Origin of the sequence: Hydrogenophaga sp. 70-12, assembly GCF_001897365.1 — a bacterium.
Classification (GTDB): Bacteria; Pseudomonadota; Gammaproteobacteria; order Burkholderiales; family Burkholderiaceae_C; genus Hydrogenophaga; species Hydrogenophaga borbori.
Genome location: NZ_MKSS01000213.1, coordinates 1 through 10,982, shown reverse-complemented (window position 1 = coordinate 10,982; position 10,982 = coordinate 1). Strand labels below are relative to the sequence as shown.

The following is a 10,982-nucleotide window of genomic DNA, read 5'->3' as shown; positions in this document are numbered from 1 at the left end:
AAGCAGGACGGCTTCTTCATCGGCCAGGCCGACCTCACCCTGGGCCGCCAGCGCGTCAGCGGACCGGCCGCGCTGCTGACCATGGACCCGAACCGCCAGGACGGCGGCTCCTGGAGCGAGGGCCGCCTGGCCTTCTACACCAAGCGCCAGCTCGACGAGCGCTGGACCTTCACCGCCAGCCTGGACACCGAGGAGCGCCCACTCAACGAGCTGTTTCGCAACCTCGACCGCAAGGACCCGAGCACCCTGTTCCGCCGGCTCGACCCGGTGGACTCCTGGGCCACCTTCGGCGACGACTCCACCACCGTGGAGGACGCGCCCACGCAGGGCCGGGTCTACGCGCGCATCGACGACGGCCGCTCGCACGCCATGTGGGGCAACTACAAGCTCAACCTGGACGAGACCGCGCTGGCCCAGATCAGCCGCGGCCTGTACGGCCTGCACGGCCGCTACCTGAGCGAGGACAGCACCGCGCACGGCGAGGCGCGCCTGCGCGTGGACGCCTACGCCGCCGAACCGGGCACCCTGTCGGCGCGCGAGGAGTTCCGCGGCACCGGTGGCTCGCTGTACTACCTGCGCCATCAGGACATCACGCGCGGCGCCGAACGCGTGTTCGTGGAGATCCGCGACCGCGACTCCGGTCTGGTGCGCGCGCGCCGCCTGCTGGTGCCGGGCTCGGACTACGAGGTCGATCACCTGCAGGGCCGCGTGCTGCTCAACGGCCCGCTGCCCAGCTTCTCGGACGACGGCGCCATCGTGCGCGCGGGTGGCCTCACCGGCCAGCCCACTTACCTGGTGGTGGACTACGAGTACGCGCCCCTGCTGGGCTCGCTCGACACCCTGGCCACCGGTGGCCGCCTCTCCTGGTGGGCCAGCGACGCGCTGCGCCTCGGCGTGACCGCCTCGAAGCAGGAACAGACCGGGGGCGACCAGACCCTGGCCGGCGTGGACCTGCTGCTGCGCCACGGCGAGAACACCTACCTGAAGGCAGAGGTGGCGCGCTCCGACGGACCGGGCACGGGCGAGCTGCGCTCGCTCGACGGCGGCTACCACTTCGCTGGCGAACCGGTGGACCCCACGGCCGACGCGAACGCCTGGCGCCTCGAAGGCCAGGCCGACCTGAAGGACCTGGGCCTGGCGGACGGCGGGCGCATCGCCGCCTACGCGCAGCGGCGCGGCGCGGGCTTCTCCGCGCCGGGCCAGCTCGTCAGCAACGAGACGAAGCAGGTCGGCGTGGACGCCGCGCTGCCGCTGGGCGAGCGCACCGAGCTGCGCCTGAAGGCCGACCGCCGCGACGAGCGCAACGGCTTCGACAGCGACAGCGCCGAGGCGCAGCTGAGCCACCAGCTCACGCCGCACTGGCGCCTGGGCGCGAGCCTGCGCCGCGACGACAAGCGCAGCGACAGCGTCGTCACCAACGGCGGCCTGCCCTGGGGCGCGGCGGTGGAAGGCGCGCGCACCGACCTGGGCGTGCAGGTGGACTACGACAGCCTGGCCAGCTGGGCCCTCTATGGCTTCGCGCAGCGCACGCTGTCGCGCAGCGGCACGCGCCTGGACAACGACCGCCTGGGCGTGGGCGCGCGCTACCGCGTCAACGACAAGCTCGCGCTCAACGGTGAGCTCTCGGGTGGCGACGGCGGCGCGGCCGGCCAGCTGGGCGTCGACTACCAGTACGACGACCGCTCCAGCCTGTACCTGACGTACGTGCTGGACACCGGCCGCACCGACGAGAACACGCAGGGCCGTGGCGGCACGCTGGTGTCGGGCGCCAAGTCGCGCATCAACGAAGGCCTGAGCGTCTTCACCGAGCACCGCCACAGCGTGGGCGCGCAGCCGGGCCTGACACACGCCTATGGCGTGCAATACGCGCCCGACAGCCGCTGGACCCTGGGTGTGTCGCTGGAAAACGGCCGCGTGGGTGTCGAGACCCTGGGCGAGCTGCGCCGCGAGGCCATCGCCTTCAACGCCGGCTACAGCAGCGACACCGTGCGCTACAGCGGCGGCGCCGAGTACCGCTCCGACCGCGGCAGCGTGGAGTCGCGCCGCAGCTGGCTGCTCAAGAACGCCTTCAGCCTGAAGGACGGCGAGGACGCTCGCTGGGTCGGCAAGCTCAACTGGGCCGACAGCGACAGCAGCGCGGGCGCGCTGGCCGCCGCGAAGTACACCGAGGCCAGCCTGGGCTATGCGCTGCGCCCGGTGAACAACGACCGCGTGAACCTGCTGCTCAAGTACACCTATCTGCACGACCTGTCCTCGCCGGGCCAGGTGTCGGCGACGGGTGTCTCGTCCACCCAGGTCTTCACCACCGGCAATCACTACCAGCAGCGCAGCCACGTGTGGGCCGCCGACCTGAGCGTCGACCTCACGCCGCGCTGGACCCTCGGCGGCAAATACGCCTGGCGCCAGGGCGAGCTGCGCGCCAGCCGCGACAACAGCGCGCCCTGGTTCAAGAGCAGCGCCGACCTGGCGGTGCTGCGCCTGGACTGGAAGGTGGTGCGCCGCTGGGACTGGCTGCTGGAGCTGCGTTCGCTGCGCGCCAAGGAACTGGGCGACCGCCGCACCGGCTGGCTCACGGCGGGCTACTACCACATCAACGAGAACGTGAAGCTCGGCCTGGGCTACAACTTCACCGACTTCTCGGACGACCTCACCGACATGCGCTACCGCAGCCGGGGCTGGTTCATCAACCTGCTGGGGAAGTTCTGAACACGCCTGCGCTGGTCACCGTCTTCCTGGATTTCGATGGCGTGCTGCATCCCGTGGGGGCCCCGCGGGACTGGCTGCTCGACAAGGCCGGCATGCTGGCCGCCTCGCTCAAGGACCTGGAGGGCGTGGAGATCGTGGTGTCCAGCGGCTGGGCGGCCTACCACCCGCTGTCCGAGATTCAGGCCCTGTTCCAGCCCTGGCCCGCGCTGCAGGCCCGGGTGGTGGGCCGCACCGAGCCCTGGGTGCGGCCGCCGGGCCACGGCGCGGCCATGCCCGAGCGCGAGCGCCAGTGCCGCGACTGGCTGCGCGCCAACGGGCGCTCGGCGCGCCATTGGCTGGCCATCGACAACCAGCGCCACCACTTCGCGGCGCGCGACCGGCTGGTCCTGGTGGACGGCCGCCAGGGCCTGCGGGTGGGCAACCTCTACCGGCTGGTGGAGATGGTCCACCGGCTGCGGCGCGAGGCCTGAGCAGAAGGCCTGAGCGCGTGGCTCAGGCCCGCAGGCCGATGCGCGCCAGGGTCTGGTCGATCCAGGCCGTGTCGAGCCGGCCCTCGGCGATCTGCCGCAGCGTCACCTGTTCCGCCTGCGACTTGTTGCGCGCCGCGTCGAGCACGGCCGCGGCCTCGTCCTGCGGCACGCAGAGCACGCCGTCGGCGTCGCCGATGATCAGGTCGCCGGGGTGGATCACCATGCCGTCGATGGCGATGGGCGCGTTGATTTCGCCGGGGCCGTCCTTGTAGGGGCCGCGGTGGGTCACGCCCGCCGCGAACACGGGCAGGGCGCCGGCGCCGATGACGTCGAGGTCGCGGATCGCGCCGTCGATGACGAAACCGGCCAGGCCGCGCCGGATCGCGTAGGTGGTCATCAGCTCGCCGATCAGCGCGTTGCTGAGGTCGCCGCCGCCGTCCACCACGATCACGTCGCCGGGCTGGGCGATCTCCAGCGCCTTGTGGATCATGAGGTTGTCGCCGGGCCGCGTCTTCACGGTGATGGCGGGCGCGGACAGACGCGTCTCGCGGCTCAGCGGGCGCAGGCGCGCGCCGGCCGCGGTCATGCGGGTCATGCAGTCGCTGACGTTGGCGACGGGCACGCCGCGGAAGGCCTCGACGAGGTCGGGCGCGACGCGGCGGGGGACGGGGAGGATGCGCAGTCCAAGCATGGCTTCAGTTCCGTTGGGCGGGGATGAGGTGGCTGGGGTCCAGGTCCTCGGGCCGCAGCACGCCCATCAGGGCCATGTTGCGCGAGACCTCCGAGCGCAGCAGGTCGATGGCGCGGTGCGCGCCGGCCTCACCGGCCACGGCGGCGGCGAAGGCGAAGGGGCGGCCGACGAAGACGAAGCGCGCGCCCAGGGCCAGGGCCTTGAGCACGTCGCTGCCGCGGCGCACGCCGCTGTCGAGCATCACCGGAATGTCGGGGCAGGCCTCGACGATGCGCGGCAGCACCGCCAGCGGCGCGGCGGCGCCGTCGAGCTGGCGCCCGCCGTGGTTGCTCACGATCACGCCGTCGACGCCCTCGTCGGCCGCGCGCCGCGCGTCGCGCGCGTCGAGCACGCCCTTGACCACGAGCTCGCCGCCCCAGACGCGGCGGATCATTTGCAGGTGGCGCCAGTTCAGGTGGCCGCGATCGGAGAGGTTGCGCTCCACGTGGGGCGAGAGGATGGGCGCGCCGCGCGTGGCGTAGCTGTTCTCGAAATGCGGCATGCCGTGGCGCAGCAGCGTGCGCAGGAAGGTGCCGAACAGCCAGCGCGGGTGCGTGAGGCCCTGCCAGGCGAGCGCGGGGCCGGGCCGCACCGGAATGGTGAAGCCCGCGCGCAGGTTGCTTTCGCGGTTGGCCGCGGCCGGCGTGTCCAGGGTGATCACCAGCGTGCGGTAGCCGGCGGCCTTCACGCGCTCCAGCAGCGCGAGGATGCCGGCGTCGTCGCCGGGCAGGTAGGCCTGGAACCAGGCCCCCGGGTTCACCGCGATCACCTCTTCCAGGCGGATCAGCGAGGAGCCGCTGAGCACGAAGGGAATGTTCTCGCGCCGCGCGGCCCGGGCGATGACCAGGTCGCCGCGGTAGGCCGAGAGCGCGGCCAGGCCCATGGGCGCCACGCCGAAGGGCGCGCCGTAGCGCTGGCCGAACAGCTCGACGCCGGTGTCGCGCGGCGTGATGTCCACCAGCACGCGCGGCACCATCTCCCAGGCCTGGAAGGACGCGCGGTTGGCGCGCAACGACTGGTTGGTCTCCGCCGCGCCGGCCACGTAGCCGAACACCGGGCGGGGCAGGTGGCGCCGCGCCTCGGCCTCGAAATCGTCGAGGCACAGCAGGCCCTGCAGCCACCGGGGGGCGGCCGGCGCGTCGGCGCTGCGGCTCATGCGCGGGGCTCGCGGTGCTCGGGCAGGGCCTTGCCCGAGAGCGCCCGCACCTGCAGCGCCAGCGCGGCCCAGTCCCAGTCGGCGCGGCCGCCCTCGCACAGCTCGTCGAGCAGCCGCTCGGCCAGCGCGGCGGTGGGCAGCACGGTGCCCGTGGCCTGCGCGCCCTGCAGCGCCAGGCGCAGGTCCTTGCGCATCAGCGCCGCGCGAAAGCCCGGCGTGAACTGGCCGGCGGCGATGCGGGGGGCGTGTTTTTCCAGCGAGAAGCTGCGCGCGGCGCCGCCCAGCAGGGCCTCGCGCATCGGCGCCGGGTCCACGCCCTCGGCCTCGGCCAGCGCGAGGGCGTCGGCCACGCCCAGCAGCGCGCCGGCCACGGCCACCTGGTTGCAGGCCTTCACCACCTGGCCCGCGCCCACGCCGCCCACGTGCAGCACGCTCTTGCAGAAGGCGCCCAGCGCCTCGCGGCAGGCGTCCACGCTGGCGGTCTCGCCGCCGACCATGCAGCTCAGCACGCCCTCGGCCGCGCCCTGCTGGCCACCGCTCACGGGCGCGTCCAGGAAGCCGATGCCGCGCGCCGCGAGCGCGGCCGCGAACCCGCGCGCCGACGCCGCCGCGATGGTGCTGGTGTCCACCACGGTGCTGCCCGCCGCCAGGCCGTGCACCAGGCCGCCGTCGGCGAACAGCACCTCATGCACCGCCGCGTCGTCGGGCAGGCTCAGGAAAACGATGGCGCTGCCCCGGCCCACGTCGGCCGGGCCGGTGCCGGCCGTGGCGCCCTGGTCCACCAGGGCCTGCACGGCGCGCGCCTCGCGCGCGAAGACCTTGAGCGGGTAGCCCCGGCGCAGCAGGCAGCCGGCCATGCCGGCGCCCATGGCGCCCAGGCCGATGAAGCCGAAGGAGGATCCGGGCGCGCGGCTCATTTGCCGATGGCCTTGCCGATCAGGTCCACCGCCGCGACGACCTCGGCCTGGAAGGCCGCGCCGTCGGCGTAGTCCTGGGTCAGCCCCGACTTGGCCACGTAGTCCTTCCAGCCCGGCGCCTGCATGGCCTTGTGGAAGGCGTCGTGCAGGTAGCGCCGGATGGGCTCGGGCAGGTTCGCGGGCGCCATCAGGCCCTTCATGTTGTCCAGGGCCACGGGCACGCCCAGTTCCGTCATGGTGGGCACCTCCGGCAGGGCCGGCAGGCGCGCGCGCGAGAACAGCGCCAGCGGGCGCACGCGGCCCGCGTCGATCATGGCTTTCATTTCTTCGTAGGCGCCAAAGGCACTGTCCACCTGGCCCGCGAGCAGGGCGGTCATGGAGTCGGCCGCGCCGCGGTAGGGCACGTGCAGCAGCTTCAGGCCGGCGGCCTTCTCGAACACGATGCCGGTGGCGTGGAAGATGCCGCCTTCGCCGGTCGAGCCGTAGGACACCTTCTCGGGCGCTTTTTTCGCTTCGGCGATGAGCGCCTTCATGTCGGCGAAGGGCGAGTCGGCGCGCACCGCCAGGATGCTGGGCGCGCGCGAGACCTTGATGATGGGCGTGAAGGAGCGGCGCGAGTCGTAGTTGAGCGGGCGGAAGTGGCCGACCGAGGTGGTCTCGCTGCCGCCGCCCACGAACAGGGTGTAGCCGTCGGGCTTGGCGTCGGCCGTGGCCTGCGCGGCGATGGCGCCGGCCGCGCCCACGCGGTTGTTCACCACCACCGGGACGGGAATGATGTCCTTGGCCGCGTACGAGAGCTGGCGCGCGATCTGGTCGGCCGAGCCGCCGGGCGCGAAGCCCACCAGGATGGTGATGGGCTGGGTGGGCTGCCAGGCCTGGGCGCGCGCGGCCAGGGGCAGGGCCGACAGGCCCAGCGCCGCGCCGGCGGCGCCCACGAGGTGGCGGCGTCGCAGGCCGGTGGAATGAATGCTCATGCGCTGTCTCCTTCTGTTGTGGGGCCCGGTCCACCCGCTCGGGTGGATCCGGGGCGCATTCTGGGAAGATGCCTTGTGGATGAAAAGCGATATATTTCGATCGCTCTTGTTCGCTTTTTTTCAACACCAAGGATTGTGCGGCGCCGGCCATGACGCTCAAGCAGCTCGAAGCCTTCTACTGGGCCGCCACCGCCGCGAGCTTCCTGGTCGCCGCGCAGCGGCTGCACATTTCGCAGTCCACCTTGTCCAAGCGCATCGGTGAACTGGAGGCGCAGCTGCGCACCACGCTGTTCAACCGCGGTGGCCACCGCGCCGCGCTCACCGAGGCGGGCGAGCAGCTGCTGCCGCTGGCGCGGCGCATGCTGGCGCTGTCGGAAGACATGCGCGATCAGCTCGCGGCCGGCGGTGGCGTGCGCGGCCTCTGCCGCTTCGGCGTGGGCGAGCTCGCGGCCCTCACCTGGCTGCCCGATCTGGTCTCGCACGCGGCCGCCAAGTACCCCGAACTGCGCCTGGAACCCTGCGTGGACCTGGGCTCGGCGCTGGAGCAGCGCCTCGAAAGCGGGGAGCTGGATTTCGCCGTGGTGGCCGGCCACTCCACGCGCGGCGCCATCGCCAGCGAAGCCATCGCCCAAGTCCGCTTCTGCTGGGCCGCCTCACCCGCGCTGGTGGGGCGCCGCCGCGCGGTGGACGCCGCGCTGCTGGAGCGGCACGCGCTCATCACCCAGCCCGGCGCGGCCGGTCCCACGCGCATGCTGGAGCACTGGCTGGCGCTCAACGGATTGCAGGCGCCGCGCCGGCTGGTGTGCAACAACCTCGCGGCCATCGCCAGCCTGATCGCCTCGGGCGTGGGCGTCGGCCTGTACCCGCGCGGCTGGCTGCGCCGCATGGCCGCGCGCCGGGCCGTGGTCGAGCTGCGCGGCCCCCAGCCCCTGCCGGCGCTGCAGTACACCTTCCAGCACCGGCGCGACGACCACCGCGCGCTGCTCACGCGGTTGCGCGAGCTGGTGCGCGAGACGGTGGACTTCGACAAGTCCGGCCCCTTGTGGGGCGGCTGAACGGGGCGGTGCCAGAATCGCCTGGCGCCAACCACTGGAGGGGACCATGCGCCGCCACGAGATGAACCCGCCGCCCGGATCGCCGCGCGGCCCACGATCGCCGCAGGCCCGCCATGGCCGCTGATGCCGCCTCCACCCAATTGGTCCCGGTCGTCATGCTGCTGGGGGCGGCGGTGGTGGCGGTGCCGCTGTTCAAGCGCATCGGCCTGGGCTCGGTGTTGGGCTACCTGGCGGCGGGCCTGGCCGTCGGCCCCTTCGGCCTGGGCTGGTTCAGCGACCCCCAGACCATCATCCACACCGCCGAGCTCGGCGTGGTGATGTTCCTCTTCGTCATCGGCCTGGAGATGCAGCCCTCGCACCTGTGGGCGCTGCGGCGCGCCATCTTCGGGCTGGGGAGCCTGCAGGTGCTGGTCTGCGGCGCCATGCTCACCCTGGTGGGCGTGGCCTTCGGCTTTTCGTGGCGGGTGTCCTTCATCAGCGCCATGGGCTTCGTGCTCACGTCCACGGCCATCGTGATGCAGCTGCTGGGCGAGCGCGGCGACATCGCCACGCCGCGCGGGCAGCGCATCGTCTCCATCCTGCTGTTCGAGGACCTGCTCATCGTGCCGCTGCTGGCCGTGGTGGCCTTTCTCTCGCCCGATGCGGCGGCCGAGGTGGCGGGCCCAGCGGCGGCGGCCTCGCGCTGGCTGTCGGTGGGGATCGCGGCCGGATCGGTGGCGCTGCTGGTGGCCGTGGGCGTGTGGCTGCTCAACCCCATGTTCCGCGTGCTCGCGAACGCGCACGCGCGCGAGGTCATGACGGCCGCGGCCCTGCTGGTGGTGCTGGGCGCGGCGCTGCTCATGCAGCTGGGCGGCCTGTCCATGGCCATGGGGGCCTTCCTGGCGGGCGTGCTGCTGTCGGAGTCCACCTTCCGCCACCAGCTGGAGGCCGACATCGAGCCCTTCCGTGGCCTGCTGCTGGGCCTGTTCTTCCTGGGCGTGGGCATGTCGCTGGACCTGTCGGCGGTGGCGCGGCACTGGGTCCTCATCCTGGCGGGCGTGCTTTCGCTGATGGCGGTGAAGGCCCTGTGCATCTACGTGGTGGCGCGGCTCACGCACAGCCCGCACGCCGACGCGCTGGACCGCGCGGTGCTGATGGCGCAGGGCGGCGAGTTCGCCTTTGTTCTGTTCGCGGCGGCGCTCGCGGGCCGCGTGATCGACCCGGTGGTGAACGCCAACATGACGGCCATCGTGGTGCTGTCCATGGCGCTCACGCCGCTGGCGGTGCTGGCGCTGCAGCGCTGGGCGCCACGCACCGGCCTATCCGCGGAGGGCGCGCCCGTGCCCGACCACGAGGCCGGCGCGGTGCTGATCATCGGCTTCGGCCGCGTCGGCCAGATCGCGAGCCAGAACCTGCTGCTGCTGGGCGCGGAGATCACCATCATCGACGCCGACCCGCAGCTCGCGCGCGAGGCCGAGCACTTCGGCTTCAAGGTCTATTACGGCGACGGCACGCGGCTGGACATCCTGCACGCGGCGGGCGCGCAAGACGCCAAGGTCATCCTGGTGTGCGTGGACGAGGCCAGCGCGGCCACGCTGATGGTGGAGCAGTGCAAGCACGCCTTCCCCCAGGCGCGGGTCATCGCGCGCTCCTTCGACCGCGGGCACGCCGCCGAGCTGGTGAAGGCGGGGGCGGACGTGCAGGTGCGCGAGACCTTCGAGTCCGCCATGGTCATGGGGCGCGAGGCCTTGCTCGCGCTGGGCACGGAGCCGATGGCGGTCGACGCCATCGTGGCGGACATGCGCCGCCGCGACGCCGAGCGTTTCCAGATGGAGCTCGACGGCGGCGGGCTGGTGGCGGGGCGGCCGATGATTCTGGGCAATCTGCGCGGGCGCCCGGGGCGCTGAGCGCCAGGACCGGGGCCGTGCACCGAAGGCGGGCGTCCTCGCCTGGCCGGCCGGCGCCCACCGCCACCGTGGAATGGGGACAACCCCTATTCATTGAATACTGTATCCAACATAGATTGCGGCACGGTGTTCGGTCCCGCGGCATGCCGGCCAAAGGCCGTCGGTCGGGGCCCCGCGTTTGCAACGCCGGTTCGCGCCGCCCCACCAAGGGTGGCACATCAATTGCATACAGTATTTCGACAAGCCCGCCCCTCAACGCGCCACAGGAGTTCGCCATGTTCCGAATCCCCCGTCCATCCCCCTCATCGTTCTGGTCGCGCGCGGTCCATGCCACGGCCACGCTGGCCCTGGGCCTGGGCCTGGTGTCGCCGGCCGCCGCCCAGTCCGCCAGCGCGCCGGTGAAGGTGCGCTATGAGGAGGTGGTGCGCTCGGTCCTGTACGCCCCCGCCTACGTGGCGATGAGCCAGGGCTTCTTCCGCGAAGCCGGGCTCGACGTGTCGATCAAGACCTCGCAGGGCACCGACAAGGGCATGGCCGCCCTGCTGTCGGGCAGTGCCGACATCGTGCTGATCGGCCCCGAAGCCTCGGTCTACGTGGCCAACAGCGAATCGCCGGTCAAGCCCAAGATCTTCTCCGGCCTGACCGCCACCGACGGCTTCCTGCTGGTGGCGCGCGAGAAGCCCGCGGGCGCGTTCGCCTGGGACCAGCTCAAGGGCAAGGCCGTGATGTCGTTCCGCCCGGGCTCCAACCCCGACGTCTTCCTGGAGACGGCGATGCGCAAAAACGGCCTCGACCCCAAGAAGGACCTCAAGCTGGTGAACAACATCGGCCCGGCCGCGCGCACCGGCGCCTGGCTGGCGGGCCAGAACGACTACGGCATCTTCCTCGAGCCCGAAGCCACCATGCTGGAGAAGACCGGCAAGGGCGTGGTCGTGGCCTCCGTCGGCCGAGTCGTGGGCCCGGTGGACTACACCGTGTTCACCGCCACCGATGTCTACCTCAAGCAGAACCCCGCCGTGGCCCAGGCCTGGACCAACGCCATCGTGAAGGCCCAGAAGCACGTGGCCAGCGCGCCCCCGGCCGATCTG

8 protein-coding genes and 1 pseudogene are annotated in these 10,982 nt (G+C 72.4%); 5 read left to right on the top strand and 4 right to left on the bottom strand.

Annotated elements, in window-relative coordinates:
- Both BGO22_RS12765 and BGO22_RS12760 read left to right on the top strand, forming a co-directional pair.
- Window positions 1-2,706: pseudogene (locus BGO22_RS12765) on the top strand (OmpA family protein); the annotation flags it as partial.
- Window positions 2,676-3,176, top strand: coding sequence for an HAD domain-containing protein (locus BGO22_RS12760; protein WP_275564529.1), 501 nt, complete (start codon window positions 2,676-2,678; stop codon window positions 3,174-3,176). The pseudogene BGO22_RS12765 and the gene BGO22_RS12760, both read left to right, overlap by 31 nt.
- Window positions 3,177-3,198: 22 nt before the next feature.
- Here BGO22_RS12760 and BGO22_RS12755 read toward each other — a convergent pair whose 3' ends face one another.
- From BGO22_RS12755 to BGO22_RS12740, 4 genes are read right to left on the bottom strand one after another with little or no spacing between them, the layout of a single operon-like run.
- The gene (locus BGO22_RS12755; protein WP_204743207.1) at window positions 3,199-3,867 is read right to left on the bottom strand and encodes an RraA family protein; all 669 of its coding nucleotides are present in this window, start codon (window positions 3,865-3,867) and stop codon (window positions 3,199-3,201) included.
- 4 nt (window positions 3,868-3,871) lie between these two features.
- Entirely contained in the window at window positions 3,872-5,062 is a 1,191-nt protein-coding gene (locus BGO22_RS12750) for an alpha-hydroxy acid oxidase (RefSeq protein WP_070400717.1), read from the bottom strand.
- Entirely contained in the window at window positions 5,059-5,979 is a 921-nt protein-coding gene (locus BGO22_RS12745) for an NAD(P)-dependent oxidoreductase (RefSeq protein WP_204743205.1), read from the bottom strand. Before BGO22_RS12745 ends, BGO22_RS12750 begins: the two co-directional genes overlap by 4 nt.
- Window positions 5,976-6,953, bottom strand: a complete 978-nt coding sequence (locus BGO22_RS12740) for a Bug family tripartite tricarboxylate transporter substrate binding protein (RefSeq protein ID WP_070400715.1) — start codon at window positions 6,951-6,953, stop codon at window positions 5,976-5,978. Before BGO22_RS12740 ends, BGO22_RS12745 begins: the two co-directional genes overlap by 4 nt.
- 149 nt (window positions 6,954-7,102) lie before the next feature.
- Here BGO22_RS12740 and BGO22_RS12735 point away from each other — a divergent pair, with 149 nt between their 5' ends.
- The 3 genes from BGO22_RS12735 to BGO22_RS12725 form a co-directional block, all read left to right on the top strand.
- A complete protein-coding gene (locus BGO22_RS12735) occupies window positions 7,103-8,008 on the top strand; it encodes a LysR family transcriptional regulator (RefSeq protein WP_204743203.1) in 906 nt (301 codons plus the stop codon).
- Between the two features lie 113 nt (window positions 8,009-8,121).
- Window positions 8,122-9,894, top strand: coding sequence for a monovalent cation:proton antiporter-2 (CPA2) family protein (locus tag BGO22_RS12730; RefSeq protein ID WP_286851138.1), 1,773 nt, complete (start codon window positions 8,122-8,124; stop codon window positions 9,892-9,894).
- A gap of 275 nt (window positions 9,895-10,169) precedes the next feature.
- Window positions 10,170-10,982 (top strand): ABC transporter substrate-binding protein (locus BGO22_RS12725; protein WP_286851137.1); only part of this gene is annotated, 813 nt, incomplete at its 3' end.

Coding starts and splice junctions, on each gene's coding strand:
- BGO22_RS12755 (WP_204743207.1), bottom strand. CDS start 3,867: ATGCTTGGACTGCGCATCCTCCCCGTCCCCCGCCGCGTCGCGCCCGAC.
- BGO22_RS12750 (WP_070400717.1), bottom strand. CDS start 5,062: ATGAGCCGCAGCGCCGACGCGCCGGCCGCCCCCCGGTGGCTGCAGGGC.
- BGO22_RS12745 (WP_204743205.1), bottom strand. CDS start 5,979: ATGAGCCGCGCGCCCGGATCCTCCTTCGGCTTCATCGGCCTGGGCGCC.
- BGO22_RS12740 (WP_070400715.1), bottom strand. CDS start 6,953: ATGAGCATTCATTCCACCGGCCTGCGACGCCGCCACCTCGTGGGCGCC.
- BGO22_RS12735 (WP_204743203.1), top strand. CDS start 7,103: ATGACGCTCAAGCAGCTCGAAGCCTTCTACTGGGCCGCCACCGCCGCG.
- BGO22_RS12730 (WP_286851138.1), top strand. CDS start 8,122: ATGGCCGCTGATGCCGCCTCCACCCAATTGGTCCCGGTCGTCATGCTG.